Annotated in this window: 16 protein-coding genes; 9 read left to right on the top strand and 7 right to left on the bottom strand. The window is 62.6% G+C overall.

What is annotated here, in order from left to right; all coding sequences use genetic code 11:
• The first annotated feature begins 79 nt into the window (after positions 1-79).
• On the top strand, positions 80-2533 hold the full coding sequence (locus ACR0EF_RS12750) for a GcvT family protein (RefSeq protein WP_170372987.1): 2454 nt from the start codon (positions 80-82) through the stop codon (positions 2531-2533).
• Positions 2534-2778: 245 nt separating this feature from the next.
• Positions 2779-3684 carry an EamA family transporter RarD gene (gene rarD, locus ACR0EF_RS12755; protein WP_170360854.1) on the top strand — a complete coding sequence of 302 codons (906 nt, stop codon included), beginning with the start codon at positions 2779-2781 and terminating at the stop codon, positions 3682-3684.
• Here the strand turns inward: rarD and ACR0EF_RS12760 are convergent.
• Positions 3675-4382, bottom strand: coding sequence for an SGNH/GDSL hydrolase family protein (locus tag ACR0EF_RS12760; protein ID WP_260063593.1), 708 nt, complete (start codon positions 4380-4382; stop codon positions 3675-3677). The genes rarD and ACR0EF_RS12760 overlap by 10 nt on opposite strands.
• Before the next feature lie 7 nt (positions 4383-4389).
• Complete coding sequence (locus tag ACR0EF_RS12765; RefSeq protein WP_170360856.1) at positions 4390-4800, bottom strand: nuclear transport factor 2 family protein; 411 nt, start codon at positions 4798-4800, stop codon at positions 4390-4392.
• Between the two features lie 94 nt (positions 4801-4894).
• On the opposite strand from ACR0EF_RS12765, the gene ACR0EF_RS12770 reads away from it, so the two are divergent.
• The 4 genes from ACR0EF_RS12770 (at position 4895) to ACR0EF_RS12785 (ending at position 7873) form a co-directional block, all read left to right on the top strand.
• Positions 4895-5542 (top strand): RluA family pseudouridine synthase, encoded by a 648-nt coding sequence (locus ACR0EF_RS12770; RefSeq protein ID WP_170341351.1) that lies wholly within the window; start codon positions 4895-4897, stop codon positions 5540-5542.
• A 129-nt stretch (positions 5543-5671) separates the two neighbouring features.
• Complete coding sequence (locus ACR0EF_RS12775; protein WP_170372988.1) at positions 5672-6343, top strand: YiaD family glycine zipper/OmpA-like lipoprotein; 672 nt, start codon at positions 5672-5674, stop codon at positions 6341-6343.
• A 136-nt stretch (positions 6344-6479) separates the two neighbouring features.
• Positions 6480-7022 carry an NADPH-dependent FMN reductase gene (locus ACR0EF_RS12780; RefSeq protein WP_170372989.1) on the top strand — a complete coding sequence of 181 codons (543 nt, stop codon included), beginning with the start codon at positions 6480-6482 and terminating at the stop codon, positions 7020-7022.
• Between the two features lie 38 nt (positions 7023-7060).
• Positions 7061-7873, top strand: a complete 813-nt coding sequence (locus ACR0EF_RS12785) for an HTD2 family dehydratase (RefSeq protein ID WP_170372990.1) — start codon at positions 7061-7063, stop codon at positions 7871-7873.
• Here the strand turns inward: ACR0EF_RS12785 and ACR0EF_RS12790 are convergent.
• On the bottom strand, positions 7865-8899 hold the full coding sequence (locus ACR0EF_RS12790; protein ID WP_170372991.1) for an NAD(P)/FAD-dependent oxidoreductase: 1035 nt from the start codon (positions 8897-8899) through the stop codon (positions 7865-7867). The genes ACR0EF_RS12785 and ACR0EF_RS12790 overlap by 9 nt on opposite strands.
• A gap of 55 nt (positions 8900-8954) precedes the next feature.
• On the opposite strand from ACR0EF_RS12790, the gene mnmC2 reads away from it, so the two are divergent.
• Positions 8955-9620: a tRNA (5-methylaminomethyl-2-thiouridine)(34)-methyltransferase MnmC2 gene (mnmC2, locus tag ACR0EF_RS12795; protein ID WP_170372992.1), complete on the top strand. Its 666-nt coding sequence runs from the start codon at positions 8955-8957 to the stop codon at positions 9618-9620.
• The gene (locus ACR0EF_RS12800) at positions 9617-10486 is read left to right on the top strand and encodes a DMT family transporter (RefSeq protein WP_170364968.1); all 870 of its coding nucleotides are present in this window, start codon (positions 9617-9619) and stop codon (positions 10484-10486) included. Before mnmC2 ends, ACR0EF_RS12800 begins: the two co-directional genes overlap by 4 nt.
• Here the strand turns inward: ACR0EF_RS12800 and ACR0EF_RS12805 are convergent.
• Complete coding sequence (locus ACR0EF_RS12805) at positions 10460-12433, bottom strand: lytic transglycosylase domain-containing protein (RefSeq protein WP_170372993.1); 1974 nt, start codon at positions 12431-12433, stop codon at positions 10460-10462. The two genes, ACR0EF_RS12800 and ACR0EF_RS12805, sit on opposite strands and share 27 nt — an antisense overlap.
• Positions 12434-12566: 133 nt before the next feature.
• Between ACR0EF_RS12805 and dapA the strand changes: the two genes are divergently transcribed.
• A complete protein-coding gene (gene dapA / locus ACR0EF_RS12810; RefSeq protein ID WP_170360872.1) occupies positions 12567-13439 on the top strand; it encodes a 4-hydroxy-tetrahydrodipicolinate synthase in 873 nt (290 codons plus the stop codon).
• Positions 13440-13513: 74 nt separating this feature from the next.
• Here the strand turns inward: dapA and ACR0EF_RS12815 are convergent, their stop codons facing one another.
• The 3 genes from ACR0EF_RS12815 to ACR0EF_RS12825 all read right to left on the bottom strand — a co-directional run bounded on the left by ACR0EF_RS12815 (position 13514) and on the right by ACR0EF_RS12825 (position 18069).
• Positions 13514-14386, bottom strand: coding sequence for a dimethyl sulfoxide reductase anchor subunit family protein (locus ACR0EF_RS12815; protein WP_170372994.1), 873 nt, complete (start codon positions 14384-14386; stop codon positions 13514-13516).
• 1 nt (position 14387) lies between these two features.
• Positions 14388-15137, bottom strand: a complete 750-nt coding sequence (locus ACR0EF_RS12820) for a 4Fe-4S dicluster domain-containing protein (RefSeq protein WP_170372995.1) — start codon at positions 15135-15137, stop codon at positions 14388-14390.
• Positions 15138-15249: 112 nt separating this feature from the next.
• Positions 15250-18069: a molybdopterin oxidoreductase family protein gene (locus tag ACR0EF_RS12825; RefSeq protein ID WP_170372996.1), complete on the bottom strand. Its 2820-nt coding sequence runs from the start codon at positions 18067-18069 to the stop codon at positions 15250-15252.
• Between the last annotated feature and the right edge of the window lie 54 nt (positions 18070-18123).

Here is an 18123-nt window from a genome sequence, read left to right on the forward strand (position 1 = left end):
CCGCAGTTGACGTTTTTGCTGCATTTTTTGTCGCCTGTTCGTGGCACTCTGACGCCGACTCGAGATTGGAGACTTCGGAATGGTTGATCTTCCCAGCAAGGCCCGCGTGGTGATCATCGGTGGCGGTGTGATCGGATGCTCGGTGGCCTATCACCTGACCAAGAAAGGCTGGAACGACGTTGTTCTGCTGGAGCGCAAGCAGCTGACCAGCGGCACGACCTGGCACGCGGCCGGCCTGATCGCCCAACTGCGCGCCACCGCGAACATGACCAAACTGGCGAAATACAGCCAGGAACTCTATGGCGCGCTCGAGGAGGAAACCGGCGTCGCCACGGGCTTCAAACGCTGTGGCTCGATCACCGTGGCGCTGACGGATGAGCGCAAGGAAGAGATCTACCGCCAGGCCGCCATGGCCCGCGCCTTCGGGGTCGAGGTCGAGGAGATCTCGAACGAGCGGGTGGCCGAGCTTTATCCGCATCTGAATCTGGATGGGGTCAAGGGCGCCGTCTATCTGCCGCTGGACGGCCAGGGCGACCCGGCCAATATCGCGCTGGCGCTGGCCAAGGGTGCCCGTCAGCGCGGCGCCGTCGTCAAGGAACGGGTCAAGGTCACCGAGATCGCAAAGCAGGGCCGCAAAGTTACCGGCGTCGACTGGGTGGCCGATGACGGCAGCGCCTCGGGCCATATCGAATGCGATATGGTGGTGAACTGCGCCGGGATGTGGGGCCATCAGGTGGGACGCATGGCAGGTGTCAATGTACCGCTGCACGCCTGCGAACATTTCTACATCGTGACAGAGGGCATTGACGGGCTGACCCAGCTGCCGGTGCTGCGTGTGCCGGACGAATGCGCCTATTACAAGGAAGATGCCGGAAAGATCCTTCTGGGCGCGTTCGAGCCGAATGCCAAGCCCTGGGCCATGAAGGGAATTCCCGACAGTTTCGAGTTCGACCAGTTGCCCGAGGATTTCGACCATTTCGAACCGATCCTCGAGGCCGCCTGCAATCGGATGCCGATGCTGGCCGAGGCGGGCATCCACACCTTCTTCAACGGGCCGGAATCCTTTACGCCCGACGATGCCTATCACCTTGGCCTTGCGCCCGAGATGGACAATGTCTGGGTCGCCGCCGGGTTCAACTCGATCGGGATCCAGTCTGCGGGCGGCGCGGGAATGGCGCTGGCGGAATGGATGGACTCGGGTGAAAAACCCTTTGACCTGGGCGACGTGGACATCAGCCGGATGCAGCCCTTCCAGGGCAACAAGCAGTATCTATTCGAGCGGTCCAAGGAAACGCTGGGCCTGCTCTATGCCGACCACTACCCCTATCGGCAAAAGGCCACGGCGCGCGGCGTGCGCCGGACGCCGTTCCACCACCACCTGAAAGAAAACGGCGCCGTCTTTGGCGAGTTGGCCGGCTGGGAGCGCGCGAACTGGTTCGCCAATGAGGGGCAGGAGCGCGAATACCGCTACAGCTGGAAGCGCCAGAACTGGTTCGAAAACTCGGCCGCCGAACACCGCGCAGTGCGCGAGAACGTGGGCATGTATGACATGTCCTCGTTCGGAAAAATGCGGGTCGAAGGCCCCGATGCCCAGGCTTTCATGAACTATATCGGTGGCGGCGACTACGCGGTTCCAAACGGCAAAATCGTCTACACCCAATTCTTGAACCGGCATGGCGGGATCGAGGCAGACGTGACCGTGACCCGCCTTTCCGAGACCGCCTATCTGGTCGTGACCCCGGCGGCGACGCGACTGGCCGACCAGACGTGGATGATGCGTCACTCGGGCAATTTCAATGTGGTCATCACCGATGTCACTGCCGGCGAAGGCGTTCTGGCGGTGATGGGCCCCAACGCGCGGACCTTGCTTGAAAAAGTTTCGCCCAACGACTTCTCGAACACGGCAAACCCATTCGGCACCGCGCAGGAAATCGAGATCGGAATAGGCCTGGCACGCGTTCACCGCGTGACCTATGTGGGCGAACTTGGGTGGGAGGTCTACGTGTCGTCGGATATGGCCGGGCACGTTTTCGAAACGCTGCACGAGGCTGGGCAGGACATGGGCCTGAAGCTGTGCGGCATGCACATGATGGACAGCTGCCGGATCGAAAAGGGCTTCCGTCACTTCGGCCATGACATCACCTGCGAAGATCACGTTGTGGACGCCGGTCTCGGCTTTGCCGTCAAGGTGGACAAGGGATGTGATTTCATCGGCCGAGATGCGGTGATTGCCCGCAAGGACAGTGGCCCCCACAGCCGGCTGGTGCAATTCAAGCTGACTGACCCTGAACCGCTGCTGTTCCACAACGAACCGATTATCCGAGATGGCGAATATGTGGGTTACATCAGCTCAGGAAACTATGGCCACACTTTGGGTGGCGCGATCGGCATGGGTTATGTCCCCTGCAAGGGCGAAAGCGCGGCCGACGTGCTGTCCTCGACATACGAGATTGACGTCTGTGGAGTTAAGGTCCGCGCCGAGGCGTCGCTCAAACCCATGTACGATCCGAAATCCGAACGTGTGAAGGTCTGATGGCGGGTTGGGGGCGTTGCTCCTATGGAATTGCACAGCGCCGGATGGAGGTTCTTGACGAGGCCTCCATCTGGCCAAGACTTTACCGGAAAACCAAGCATAGCCGAACATGGTTCTGCCGGTCGCACACCGGACGATAGGGCCGCCGACCCATCACAATTCGTTATGAGCGTCTTCAAGCTTTTCTGAGTTTCAATGGCAAGGGACTTTGCCTAAAGACGGGGGGTATCAGCTGGAGACCATTCATGGCCGAGCGCCCGACCCAAGCCCAGAACACGGATTCGCCAAAAGGCCTTGCGCTGGCTGTTACGGCGTATGTCCTTTGGGGTTTTCTGCCGCTCTACATGAAGGCAATGGCGCATATCGGTCCCGTCGAAATCGTGGCGCATCGCATCATCTGGTCGGTGCCGGTGGCCGGGCTGTTGCTGGTCGCGCTGGGGCGAACCGGTGATCTGAAGGCGGCGCTGCGCGATCCGCGCATGTTGGGAATGGCATGCCTGACGGCGGCCCTGATTTCGGTGAACTGGGCTATCTACGTCTGGGCGATCGCCAGTGGCAACGCTCTGGACGCGGCGCTGGGGTATTATATCAACCCGCTGTTCAGCATAGCGCTGGGAGCGATCCTGCTACGCGAGTCCCTGACCCGAACACAGTTGATTGCCGTGGGGCTTGCCGCCTTGGGCGTTCTGGTTCTGGTGGTCGAGGCCGGCCGTCTGCCATGGGCGGCGCTGGGGTTGATGGTCAGCTGGGGATTTTACGCGTTCTTCAAGCGCTCGTTGCCCATCGGACCAAACCAGGGATTCCTGCTTGAGGTTCTGATTTTGCTGGTTCCCGCGCTGGCTTATGTGACCTGGTTGGGCGCGGAGGGTACCGGACATTTCGGAGGCGCCGCAACAGATACCATGCTGTTGGCCGGGGCAGGTATCGTGACCGCCGTTCCGCTTCTGGTCTATGCCAACGGGGCCAAGCTGGTGCGGCTTTCGACCATGGGTATCCTGCAGTACATCGCGCCGACCATGATATTCATCACGGCGATCACGCTGTTTGGTGAGCAGATCGACCGCGGGCGCATGATTGCCTTTCCGTTGATCTGGGCCGCACTGGTAGTCTATTCAGTGCCCATGATCCGTCAGGTGCGCGGTCAGACCTGATCGAGGATCATTCGCGCGGCCTGCTCTGCCCAAAGGCGATAGGCTTTGGGGCTTGGGTGATAGCCGTCCACAGCCGCCAGGGCCGGATCGTCGGGCAGGTGCAGCGCCAGATGCCGGGCCTTGGGGAAGCTCGCGATCACCTCTCTCAGCCCTTCGTCAAGGCGCGCGGATTGGCGTCCCAAAATCCATGCCAAGGGCTGTGGTAGCGCCGGGAACCGATCCATCTGCGGGACGCCCGTCACGATCACAGTCCGCACGCCCAGATCGACGGAAAGCAAGCGCATCAACTCGGCCTGTTGACGTTTGAACCGGTTGCAGGTCACGGCTCGGGTGACGTCGTTGACGCCCAAGGCCGTAACAGCCGCGTCAAACTGGCCTTCGATCCTGCGCAGGTCTTCGATCGCGTTACCGGTCGTGTGGCCGGTCGTTGCGACAAGGCGCCACTCAACGCTGAACTGGCGGCTGAGCAGTTTCACCAACTGGCCCGACAGCGCCTGTTCCTGAGTGCCAGCCCCAACACCTGCGGCGGAACTGTCGCCGGTGATCAGCAGGCGCAGTCTCGGCCCGCGGCCTTGCCGGCCCTCACGCGCACCAGCAGGTTCGGGCAGCTGCACGGCCCCTCGTCGCACCATCAGAGCCTGTACCGCCAGCACCGGCAGCAGCGCAACTCTCAGAAGCTGATCGGCGGCAATGGGCACGGGTGGCTCAGCTCAAAGCGTTCCGAAATTCCAGGAACCGGGGGTCTTTCATAACGCGCGCCATCATGGCCTCGCGCAGGGCGCCAACGGTCTTGTAGGGACGCATGGCGACTTCGAATGTCTGAATCAGCCCGTCATCGTTGAGCTTGATCAGGTCAACGCCAACAGCGTCCAGTTCACCCACCTTGCATTGAAACTCCAATGCCCAGTCTTTGCCATCGCCCATGATCCGGCGGTAGCGAAACTCGGAAAAAACCTGTCCAACATGACCCAATACCGCCGCCACCGGGGCGCGGCCTGTCCAGGTGCTGTAGTAGGTCGGCGGAAGGAACTGCACGTCTTCGGCCAGCAATTCATGGATCAGGCTCTCGTCGCCCTTGGCGACCACTTCCTGCATTCGTTCGATCGTCGGGTGCATGTCATCTCCTCTGCCTGGCGCGAGAGTTGCCGAGAAGCCTTCTCATCGCAAGGACGACGTTGCGAGAGGCGGCGCCCTGCGATAGGCAGCCCGCATGAGCGATACCTATGATCCCCCCAAAACGCCGCTGGACGTGCTGCACGAGGACGCGCAGGTGATCGTGGTGAACAAGCCGGCGGGCCTGCTGTCGGTGCCTGGCCGGGGAGAGCACCTGGCCGATTGTCTGCTGGCCCGTGTGCAGGCCGCATTCCCGCAGGCCTTGCTGGTCCACCGGTTGGACCGCGATACCTCAGGCGTCATGATCTTTGCCCAGACCCCGCACGCCCAACGATATCTGGGACAGCAATTCGAAAACCGGCAGACACGAAAAACCTACGTCGCCCGTGTGTGGGGCCGGGTGGAACCAAAGACCGGCACGGTAGACTTGCCGTTGATCGTGGATTGGCCCAACAGGCCGCGCCAGATGGTGTGCCACGAGACCGGAAAGCCGGCGGTCACGGATTGGCGGGTCGTCCGGTACGACGGGGACACCACCCGCGTTCGCCTGTTTCCAAAAACCGGTCGCTCGCACCAGTTGCGTGTCCATATGCAGGCACTGGGCCATCCGATCCTGGGCGACCCGTTCTATGCCGAAGGACCAGCGCGCGATTTCCCCAGGCTGATGCTTCATTCCGAGGAATTGCGCGTCAAACACCCCGAGGATGGCATATCGATGAAATTTCGCGCTCTGCCGGATTTCTGAGCGCCTTCGGGGCGGCGGGTATTCGCCGATCTCACGTTTTTGTCGCTTGAGCCTGTTTGTGTCAGGCGTGCTATAATCACGTCAAACACGTAACCCGGAAAAACGGGTGCAGGAGCAGAAGGTGAACCCATGAAAATTTCCAGATTCTTGCTGCCGGTCGGGCTGAGCGCCGCATTTGTGCTGGGGGCCTGTACCGACCCCGGTACATTGCGGGTTCAGGACGACCCGAACCAGAACGCCAAGCAGGGAGCGTTGCTGGGCGGTCTGATTGGCGCCGGTGTTGGCGCCATCGCCAATGACTCGAACCCTGGGCTGGGTGCCGTTGCCGGTGCGGCCATTGGTGCTGCCGGCGGGGGGTTGATCGGCAACCAGTTGGACCGGCAGGCAGCCGAACTGCGTCAGCAACTGGCCAATGACGGTATCACGATCGTCAACACCGGAGACCGGCTGATCGTCACGGTTCCGAATGACATCACCTTCGACACCGACAGCGCCACGGTCCGGCCTGCGCTGAGAGCGGATCTGGTCCGCGTGGGGCAAAACCTGGTGAACTATCCCAACTCGAACGTACAGATCATCGGGCACACCGACAGCGATGGTGAAGCCGGCTACAATCAGATCCTGTCCGAACGCCGCGCCAATGCGGTGGCGGATGTTCTGCAGGCCAATGGCGTCAGCTATGCGCGTATCGCCACGATCGGCCGCGGTGAAAACCAACCGATCGCCTCGAACCTGACGCCCGAGGGCAAGGCGCAGAACCGCCGGGTCGAGATCGTGATCGTGCCAAGCGGCAACGCCTGAGCCGATCAACAGCCAACCGCCGGGGGCCGCCGCGAGCGGCCCCTTTCTTTTTGCACATTGACTGCGCGTCAGGCGGGCTATGGTTTGCGGTCGGGATGACTAAACTGCAGCCGAAACACATGACGGAGATATCCTGATGTCCGAACCGATCCTTCTGGGCCTGTCCGGCTCGTTGCGGCAGAACGCCACCAATCGACGCCTGATCCGTGAAGCGGCGCGCCTGTTCGGCGCGGGAACGTTCATCGAAGCTGATCTGAACCTGCCGCTCTATGATGGAGATGCTGAGGAGGCCGACGGGATCCCGGCCGAAGTTCAGATCCTGGCGGACCAGATCGCCGATGCCCATGCGGTGGTCATTTCCACTCCGGAATACAACAAGGGGCCGTCAGGCGTTCTGAAGAACGCGCTGGACTGGGTCAGCCGGACCAAGGGCAATCCCTGGGCCGACAAACCGGTTGCGGTGATGTCCGCAGCGGCGGGCCGGGCCGGAGGCGAACGGGCGCAGATGATCCTGCGGTCTTTCATGGTGCCGTTTCAGCCGCGCATCCTTCAGGGCCCCGAAATTCATCTGGCCGACAGCTCGAACGAGTTCGACGATGCAGGTCGGTTGCGCAGCGACCGGTACGAACGGACGCTGGGCCAGTTGATGGAGAAGCTGCGGGCCGAAGCAGGTTTCTGAGCCTTGTCGGGCTGGCCGAGCCTGCTTAGGGTGCGACCATGACGGATCAAGTTTCCTCGGAAATTCAGCAGGACGTGATGGACCCGGCCCGGGCAGCGGCGTTTCAGGTGGCGTTGGGGCAGGCACCTTCGATCGGGATGGGCACGTCGCTGCCGCCGTTCTTTCACCAGTTGTATTTCTGGTCACCGCGCCCGCCCGAGGGCTTGGGGCGCGACGGTCATCCCGCGGTGGGCGGAGGGCTGGTCCCCGACCTCGGTCTTCCGCGTCGGATGTGGGCCGGTGGGCGACTGCGGTTCGCCGCTCCGCTGATCGCTGGCACACCAGCCGAACGCCGCTCGACCTTGAGCAATGTGAGCACCAAGACCGGACGGACTGGGCCCTTGGGGTTTGTGACCCTCAAGCACGAAATCTGGCAGGACGACACGCTGTGCCTGACCGAATGGCAGGACCTTGTCTATCGCGAGGATCCGTCGGCCGATGCACCAAAACCAGCGGCCCCGGTTGCCCGGACGGACGAAACAGACCTGCGCCAGGTCGAGTTCGACACCACGCTGCTGTTTCGGTACTCGGCGCTGACTTTCAATGGCCACCGCATCCACTATGACCTTGACTATGCCCGCGATGTCGAAGGCTATGCCGGGCTGGTGGTTCATGGACCGATTCTGGCGCAGCACCTGATGCTGCTCGCCACTGATCTCATGGGGCCGCTGGCCGAGTTTTCCTTTCGCGCGTCCTCTCCGCTGATGCATTTCGAGCCTGCCACGCTGTGCCGAAACGGGAACGATTTATGGGTCCGCAGTCCGGACGGTCGACAGTGCATGCAGGCCGTGGCCCTTCCTCGGTCACAGTGACGCCTCGGGGTGGAAGCCTTCGGGGATCGTATCCTGTCCGTCCAGCACAAGGTCTGCCATGACCTCGGCCACCTTTGGGGCCATGCCGAACCCGATCTTGAAGCCGCCATTGGCAATGAACTGACCCTTGTGCAGCGGGTGTGCGCCCAGCATCGGCGCTCGGCTCTTGCTGCGGGGGCGAACTCCGGCCCAACGCTCGATCACTTCCGCGCCGTGTAGAACGGGAACCGCCTGCAACGCGCGCTGGATCACATCGTCAAGCGCAGCATCGGTGCCGGTCGGGTCGTCATAGTCCCGCTCGGACGTCGAGCCGATGGCCAGTGTCCCGTCGGCGTGGGGCACGAAATGGATCGACTCCGCAAACAGCTGCGGCACCTGGCCCGCGTCGAACCGCAGCAGTGCCGCCTGTCCCTTGACCCCGTTTCCGACTGCCTTGCCGAAAGCATCGGACAGTTCCAACAGGCCGGACACCCCGGTCGCATGAATGACTGCCCCGGTGTCCCGGGCTTCGGGCACGACCTCAACCCCCATCACGGCCAGCGCGGCCACCAGCGCGGCGCAGGCCCGGCGTGGATGCATGCGTGCACTCAACGTATCGTGGATGACGAATCCCGTTGCGCTGGGCGGGCACCATGATCCGACCGAGCGCGCCTCGACCACGGTCCATTCAGCCCGACCCTGCCAAAGGTCGCGGGCCGAGGCCGCACGCTGATGCGCCAGGTCGAGGTTCTTTGGGTCGTTGATGGGCTGGATCCGCCCCAGACGCGCATAGCCGGGCGAAACGCCGCCGGTGGCCTCCACCTGTCGCCAGAACGGTTCGGCCATCAGCAGGCTTTCGAATTGGAATGCTTTCTTGTCGTTCCAGTTTTCCGGAACGTGCGGGGCAAGGGCACCCACCAGCCCGCCGCTGGACCCTGAACCCGCGCCGTAGGGATCGACGACCCGGACCCTGGCGCCACGTCGCGCACAAGTCCAGGCGATGGACAGGCCAAATATACCAGCCCCGCGGATCGTCACATCGACCATTGCCAATCCCCTTTTCCTTGTTCAGTGTCGCGCCGCTTAGCTACAGGAATTCCCGATGGCAGACCAGCGCGCCAAATTGTCGTGGAGGGATGAGACAGTCCCTGTTTCTGATCGTTTCGACGACCCTTATTTCAGCCTTCAGAACGGGCTGGAGGAGACCCGTCATGTCTTTTTGCAGGGCAACGATCTGCCCGCGCGCTTTGCCCCTGGTTTTCACATCGCCGAGTTGGGGTTCGGAACCGGACTGAACATGCTGACCGCTTGGTCGGAATGGGAGAAGTCCGGGCAATCGGGTCCGCTGACGTTTACCAGTTTCGAAGCCTTTCCGATGGCCCCTGCCGATATGAAACGCGCGCTTGCGGCCTTTCCCGAGCTGGCGCCCTGGGCCGACCGGTTCCTTGACCGATGGCAGGGTGGCGGCTGTGATTTGGACACGCTGCGTCTGACCGTGATCGAAGGTGATGCCCGCCAGACCCTGCCTGTTTGGGACGGGCTCGCGAATGCCTGGTTCCTGGATGGGTTCTCGCCCGCCAAGAACCCCGAGCTGTGGCAGCCGGAACTGATGCGGCAAGTGGCGGCCCATACCGCGCCCGAAGGGACGGCTGCCACCTATACCGCAGCCGGGTTTGTGCGGCGAGGGTTGCAGGATGCCGGGTTTTCCGTATCCCGCGCGCCGGGATACGGCCGCAAACGGCACATGACGCGGGCGACCAAGGCATGACCCAGACAAACAACGTGCGGGCGGGTATTGCGCTGATGATCGCGGCCACGATCGTGTTTGCGCTGCAGGACGGCATCTCGCGCCATCTGGCAGGCACGTACAACACCTACATGGTGGTCATGCTGCGATACTGGTTCTTTGCAGCTTTCGTGATTGCCTTGGCGGCGCGTGCACCCGGTGGTCTGGCGGCCGCCGCCCGGACGCGGCAACCGGGCCTGCAGATCCTGCGCGGCCTGCTGCTTGCCGGCGAGATCTGCGTCGCCGTCTACGGCTTTACCATTCTCGGTCTGATCGAGAGCCAGGCGGTGTTCATCTGCTATCCGCTTCTGGTCGCCGCGCTCAGCGGGCCGGTGCTGGGCGAGAAAGTCGGCTGGCGGCGCTGGTCGGCCATCGGGGTCGGATGCGTTGGCGTGCTGATCATTCTGCAGCCCGGCATGGGCGTTTTCAATCCGTGGGCAGTAATCCCTCTGATCTCGGCGCTGATGTTTGCGTTCTACGGTCTGCTGACCCGCTATGCTGCGCGTCAGGACAGCACCGCAACCAGCTTCTTCTGGACCGGGATCGTCGGTGCATTGGTCATGACCTGCATCGGCCTGTGGTTCTGGGAGCCGATGGTGCCGCGGGATTGGTTCTGGATGGGGCTGCTGTGCATTACCGGCGTTCTGGGGCATTGGCTGCTGATCAAGTGCTACGAGATGGCCGAGGCCAGCGCGGTACAGCCCTTCGCCTATTTTCACCTGATGTGGAGCGCAATCCTGGGCATCACGATCTTTGACGAGACCCTGCGCCCCGCGGTGATCGCGGGGGCGGGGCTGGTGGTAGCGGCGGGTCTGTTCACCCTATGGCGCGAACGCAGACAGGGTTGATCCGACCAGCTCCTGCGAGAAGGGGATCGGCAGCGCGGGTTTGCCCAGCCTTGCGCGGTAGACAGGCAGGCTCTCGGTCACCCGCATCACATAGTTGCGGGTCTCGTTGAAGGGGATCGTCTCGATCCAGTCGACGATATCCACCGCGCCGGTTCGCGGGTCGCCGTAGCGGTCCATCCATGAGTTCGGGCGATTGGGGCCGGCATTGTAACCTGCGGCCATCATCACGACGTTGCCGTTGAATTCGGCAGCCAGCCCGGCCAGATAGTTTGCCCCCAGTTTGGCGTTGTATCGCCAATCCGAGGTCAAACGTCCCGTCTGATGACCGCTGAGAATGCCCAGTTCCTGCGCGACCAGCTTGGCGGTCGCAGGCATCACCTGCATTAGGCCGCGCGCGCCGGCGCCGCTGATCACGACCGGGTCGAATTCGCTTTCGCGGCGTGCGATGGCCAGGGTCATTTCCTTGGCCATGGGCAATCCGATATCCGCAACGGGATGGACCGGGTAATACGCCGCGGGCAATACGACTCCATTCGTCGCGGCCCGTTTGGCGATCATTACCGCCAGATGCGGCTCCTTCAACTCGACCGCCAGATCACCCAGCTGGCCGGCCTGCACCGGATCCAGGCTTTCGACCAGGTGCGTCAGGAACCGTTCGCCCAATTCCGGCTCGCCAGCTCGTATCAGCAGCAGCCCCGCCTCAAGCACACTGGACTTGGCGAACTCGGCTTGTTTCCAATGGGGCGCCCGGCGCGGGTTGGCCAGGTCGCTGTCAAATGGCCGTCCGATCTGTTCTGCAGCCAACAGGCCATAGAACGAGGTCTGGTAGTCGGCGCCGATTGCATAAGCCTCGTAGGCTTTCTCGGCGTTTCCGGTTGCGGCGTAGGCCCGGCCCAACCAATACCCGCCCCGACCCATCGAGATCGGAGACTTCACAGCCCCCAGAAAGTTCTGGAAATGCCGAACGGCTGTGGCCGGGTCGTTCAGCTTGCGCAAAGCCAGGAAACCCGACAGCCACTCGAGGTCGGCATAACCATACCCCATCTCGGGTGTCATGTGGTGATTGGCGGCGATGGCATAGGCCCGGTTCGCATCACCCTGACGCATCTCCAGCCGCGCCAGCCTGCGTCGCCCTTCGGCCCACTTGTCGGGTTCGCCCAGTGCCTGCGGGCTGGTCGAGCGCGCCAGCATCAGGTCAATGGCGCTGTCGTCCAGCTCTTTGCGGTCCCGCCATACGAACCGGTCAAAGGCCAGCCCCGGATCATCGGCAAGCGCCTTCGGAACGGCGGCAACATTGCCATCCACGCCGGGTTGGCGCTTTTGCAGGGCGATCCGCGCTTCAGCCAGTTTGCGGTAGTCCTGGCTGACCAGCGGCAGCATCTGGGCCGAGCTGATCAGATGACCATCCCACAGCATCCGGTCCAGACGAGCCTCGTGATGCGGTTTCAGCAGTGACCCGAAGTTCTGAACGTAGTCCTGCTGCAGGCCCGAGCCCATCGGCATCGTCCGCCAGGCAGTGACGATATCCGCCTCGGCCTCACCGGTTCGGCCTTTGGCCTTCAGTGCCACGGCATAGTTCAGAGCTCCTTCGGCAGTCTGTGGCGGGTTGTCCTTGTAGAACTTCAGCACCCGGTCCGGGTCCGCGCCGGTAAAGGACGGCTCGCTTTTGCGGCGCAGCCAGGCAAGGCCCGGCCAATCGGGCCGCCGGTCCAGAAAGACCAGAACATCGCCAGAGCTGCCGAACCCTTGGCGCAGCCAGTGCCACACGATGATGTCGCGCGCGACCGAGCCGCGGGTGCCGGCCACGCGCAAGGCGGCGTTCCAGTCGCCTTTGCGCAATTCGGACATTGCGGCCCGAAGATCGGACACCGCATCGGCCCGCACGGCCTGAGTTTGAAGTGTCAAAGCTAGAATCATCGTCGCGATCAGCGACAGAATCCGTGTCATCCCTTGCATTTCCCGACCAACCGAGGATACAGCCATTCAGGATAAACCTTGCGCCGCCGGGATCAACTCAAGAAACCTAAATTCGTGTCGGCCCGCGACGCACATCACACGATTGAACCTCAAGGAGCGTTCCATGTTCAAAGGCTCGATGCCAGCTCTCGTCACCCCGTTCCGCAACGGCGAGTTGGACCTGGATACGCTCAAACAATTGGTGGAATGGCAGATTGCCGAAGGGTCGACCGGTCTGGTGCCCGTCGGCACGACCGGCGAAAGCCCGACGCTGAGCCACGAGGAACACGAAACCGTAGTGGCCGAGGTGGTCAAGGCCGCCGCGGGGCGCGTGCCGGTCATCGCCGGGGCCGGGTCGAACAATACGGTCGAAGCCATCCGGTTCGTGCGATTCGCACAGAAAGTGGGTGCGGATGCGGCATTGGTCGTCACGCCCTACTACAACAAGCCGACTCAGAAAGGCCTGTTGTCCCATTTTCGGGCGCTGCATGACTGTGCGGATATTCCGATCATCATCTACAACATCCCGGGCCGCTCGGTCATCGACATGAACCCGGACACCATGGGTGCGCTGGCGCAACTGCCTCGGATCATCGGTGTCAAGGACGCCACGGGCGATCTTGCCCGCGTCAGCCAGCAGCGCGCTGCCTGCGGCAAAGACTTCTGCCAGCTTTCTGGTGAGGACGCGACGGCCCTGGGTTTCAACGCTCATGGTGGCGTTGGCTGTATCTCGGTCACCGCGAACGTGGCCCCCAAGCTGTGCGCCGAGTTCCAGCAGGCGACCCTGTCGGGCGACTATGCGACGGCGCTGGAGTATCAGGATCGGTTGATGCCGCTGCACGAGGCCATATTCATCGAACCGGGCCTGGTGGGTGCGAAATACGCGCTCAGCAAACTGGGACGCTGCACGGAAGAAGTGCGGTCGCCGCTGACGACGCTGGAAGACAGCACAAAGGCCGCGATTGATGCCGCGATGGAGCATGCGGGCCTGATCTGATCAGGCGTGTTCCAAAAGAAAAAGGGCGGTGTCCGGGAGAACCGGCACCGCCCTTTGCTTGCCTGCAGAGCGACTTAGCGCTTGCCATAGTACAGCCCGACCACATGTTCGGCCTGGGCAAAGAACAGCCAGCGAGAAGTCGCGATACCCGCCATATGAGACAGCACCGCCAGCGCTCCGACCAGGTGGTTGAACGGCAGGATCAACAGACCGACGGGAACCACGAAGGCCAAGGCAAAGGAAATGGCCCGCAGCTTGTCTGCGTGTTTGCGTCCGACAACGTGAACGAATTCGCGCAGCAGATAGTTGGTTCCTGTATGCGGCGGTTCAAACGCGCGGACAGAACCCCGGTCGCCAAGACCAGTTGCCGTACCAAGGTTGGTTCCCGAGTTGGCCAAGGCCTGATCGCCCGAACGCCAGTAAAGAATTTGAACCAGCGCGGCGATCAACAGCAGCGGGATCGCAAATGCGGTCTGCCCCGCCAGAAGCGCGCCACCGGCCACGCTGAAGCTCAGAAACATTACGGGCGTCAGTGTCAGGTTCCACCGTGGGATCGTCTTGAGTTGCGTGTAGATCATCGAGGTCGTGAATACGGTCGCCAATGAGAGCAGCGAACCGATCAGACCCAGACCGGACCAGCGCTGGTCCAGAAAGATCGCGCCGATCGCATAGAGCCCCATGACCAACAGGGCCAGAACTGCGCACCAGCCCTCGCGGCTGAGCCAGCTTGTCTTCCATTGGGTGAACGCCTTGAGCGCGCGCTCGGCGTGGCCGAGGTGAAAGGTCGAGGCCATGAGCCCTCCCACGGACAGCGCATAGGCGATGGCGAAGAACACGAAGGCCACCCAGCCCGAGACATTCGGAAAGCCGAGGCCCAGGAAGAACAGCAGGCCGAAGCCCAGCCCCGACAGAGTGGTGAACAGGATGACGGAAGGTGCGGGATGCATGTCAGAGCTTCTCCAATGCCTTGTCCAGCCAGCCAAGGAAGCCCTTCGGCTCGTCGGCGACCGGCGCCAGCAGGGGCGCCAGGATGTCGATCTGCTCTTCGACCGTATCCTTGGGGCGGGGTGGCAGGTATTTGTTGACCGGTTTGGTGCCCATTTCGGGCATCAGATCCATTCCGCCGCGCTCGACCACCAGTTGGCTGACCTCGCTGTCGGGGTCGCCCAGATCACCGAAATGGCGGGCCCCCGCGGGGCAGGTCCGCACGCAGGCGGGAACGCGGTCTTCCTCGGGCAGGTTGTCGTTGTAGATGCGATCGACGCACAGGGTGCATTTCTTCATGACCCCCTCTGCTGCGTCCAGTTCGCGCGCGCCATAGGGGCAGGCCCAGGCGCACAGGCCACAGCCGATGCAGTCGCTTTCGTTGACCAGCACGATCCCGTCCTCGACCCGCTTGTAACTGGCGCCGGTGGGGCAGACGGTGACGCAGGGCGCATCCTCGCAATGCAGGCAGGATTTCGGGAAATGGATCAGTTGGGCGGCACCTTCGGCCGGCTGCACCTCGTACGAGTGCACCCGGTTCAGGAATGTGCCCGAGGGGTCCGCGCCATAGGCGTCGTGATCGGACAGGGGGGCGCCGTAGTTCTCGGTGTTCCAGCCCTTGCAGGAGATCACGCAGGCATGACAGCCGACGCAAGTATCCAGGTCAATGACCAGGCCCATTTTTCGCTCGGTGGATTGGGGAAGTTGGGTCATGGCGTCCGCTCTTTGTCGAGGGCCGGGGCCGAAAGGGGGGCAGCCCCCTCCTGAGCCGCTCGGCTCAATCTATCCCGGGGATATTTTGGGCCAAATGGAGTGTGGCGCTGGGTCATTTGCCAACCTTCCATGCAAGATCCTTGGGGCCGGTGCCGACCGGAGATTTGATTGACGGGAATTCCGGCTGGCTTTGGGCGTCTGCCGGTGCTTCGGCTTTTTCGATCTTGACCTTGAGGTCAAACCACGCGGCCTGTCCTGTGATCGGGTCGGAATTGGCCCAGCGCAGACCGTCGCCCTTGGGCGGCAGCAATTCGTGGATCAGGTGGTTGAGCAGGAATCCTTTGGTTGCCTCGGGCGCGTCGGGCTGCAACGCCCATGCCCCTTTGCGTTTGCCGATGGCGTTCCATGTCCAGACGGTGTTGTCGTTCAACGCCGCCATTTCCATCACCGGCACAGTGATTTCTCCGTGCGGAGAACTGACTTTGGCCCAGTCCCCGTCCTTCAGTCCGTGTTCGCACATCAGCTTGGTGGGAACATACAGCGGGTTGCGCCCGTGCAGTTGCCGCAACCAGGCATTCTGGGTGCCCCAGCTGTGATACATCGCCATGGGGCGCTGGGTCAGGGCGTTTACGGTGAAGCCTTCGTTTCCGGTCTGGTCGGTCTCGTACCAGATCGGAAGCGGGTCCATGGTTTCCGTGATGCGGCCGCGCAGGTGGTCGGGGGGCTGGCGGTCACCATGGCCTTCGGCGGCCAGCTGGAACTTGCGCATCGGTTCGGAATAGAGCTGGAACAGGTAGGGTTGCGGGCTGTCATACAGGCCCATTCCCACTGCCCAGTCCTGATAGGCGGCGTTCCAGGGTTTGTAGAACAGGGCCTCGTCCGGGATGTGTTCCAGGTAGAAGCCGCCATTCTCGATATAGCGGTCCAGTTGGTTCGGGTTCACGTCGCCTCGACCCACCTGCGAGCCATCTGCGCCGCGGAATCCAGCCAGTGGGCCGATGCCTGGCTTGCGCTGATGGTTGACCATGTAGTCGGCATAGTCCGTGTATTTGGCCGAGCCGTCCTCATCGGTGAAACCCGGCAGACCCAGCTTGTTGGCCAGCTGGATCAGCACCGTCTGAAATCCGCGCACGTCGCGATCGGGTTCGATCACCGGCCAGCGGATCGCATCTGCGGCACCGTCGGCCTCGCAGATCGGGCGGTCGAGGAGCGAGATGCAGTCATGCCGCTCCAGATAGGTGGTGTCGGGCAGGATCAGGTCGGCATAGGCCACCATTTCCGAGGAATAGGCATCGGAGTAGATGATCCGCGGAATCACGTAGTCTCCGTTGTCATCCTTGTCCGTCAGCATCTCGATCACGCCCTTAGTGTTCATGGTCGAGTTCCAGGACATGTTGGCCATGTACATGAACAGCGTGTCGATCTTGTAGGGATCGCCCGCGTGAGCGTTCGAGATCACCATGTGCATCAGCCCGTGGCTGGACATCGGGTTTTCCCAGGTAAAGGCCTTGTCGATGCGCGCCGGGCTGCCATCGGCCTTCAGGGCCAGATCTTCGGGGCCGCGCACGAAACCCAGATGCGGGCCGTCCAGGGGCGAGTTTGGCGTGACCTTGCAATGGGGGGTCGGGTGTGCTTCGACCGGCTTCGGATAGGGCGGCTTGAAGCGGAACCCACCCGGAACTTCGACCGTGCCAAGCAGGATCTGCAGCACGTGCAGCGCGCGGCAGGTCTGGAATCCGTTGGCATGGGCCGAAACGCCGCGCATCGCGTGCATGGCCACCGGCCGGCCGATCATCTTGCTGTGCTTTTCGCCCCGGAAGTCAGTCCATTCCTGGTCCAGCTCAAAGGCCTCGTCAAAGGCGACGCGCGCCAGCTCACCGGCGATGGCGCGGATCCGGCTGGCGGGTACGCCGCAATCCTGGGCCACCGCTTCGGGGGCGTATTCGTCGCTGAGGTATTTTTCCGCCATCACGTGGAAGACCGGGCGGTGGGTGATGCCGTCTATGTCATAGGTGGCGGTCAGGTCGGGCCGGACGCCCGGTTTGTCGAAGGCCGTCGGTTGCCCCGTTACCCGGTCGATCACCAGCGGCTTGCCGTCAGCGTCCCGCAGAAACAGGCCCTTTTCAGGGCCTTCGGCGGCATTCACCAGAACAGGGGCGTTGGTATAGCGGCTCAGGTAATCCAGGTCGATCTTGCCGGCTTTCATCAACACATGGATCAGCGACAGGATGAACAGCCCGTCGGTCCCGGGCGTGATGCCGACCCAGTCATCGGCAACTGCGTTGTAGCCGGTGCGGATCGGGTTCACCCCAATCACGCGGGCACCGCGCGCCTTGATCTTGCCGATGCCCATCTTGATCGGGTTGCTGTCATGGTCTTCGGCCACGCCGAACAGCATGAACAGCTTGGTGCGGTCCCAATCGGGCTGGCCGAATTCCCAGAACGCGCCGCCCATCGTGTAGATGCCGCCGGCCGCCATGTTGACCGAGCAGAAACCGCCATGGGCGGCATAGTTGCAGGTGCCGAAATTCTGGGCCCAGAAGCTGGTGAAGGATTGCGATTGGTCGCGGCCGGTGAAAAAGGCCAGCTTTTCGGGGTTGTCCTCGCGCAGCGGTTTGAGCCAGCCGACGGCGATGTCCAACGCTTCGTCCCAGCGGATTTCCTCGAACTCACCCGACCCGCGCGGACCCACCCGCTTGAGCGGAGCGCGCAGGCGTGACGGGGCGTTGACCTGCATGATGCCCGCGCTGCCTTTGGCGCACAGAACCCCCTTGTTCACCGGGTGGTCACGGTTGCCCTCGATGTAAGCGACCTTGCCATCCTTCATGTGGACGTTGATCCCGCACCGGCAGGCACACATGTAGCAGGTTGTCTTGCGAACCTCGTCCGAGACCTTGGGGGACGTGTCGAGGATTGGCTGCTGATGGGTCATTTGCGGATCCAGTCGTTTGCGTCGGGACGAACTTGTCACTTTCAGCCCGGATTT

It is taken from the genome of Ruegeria sp. CG8 (genome assembly GCF_056537165.1).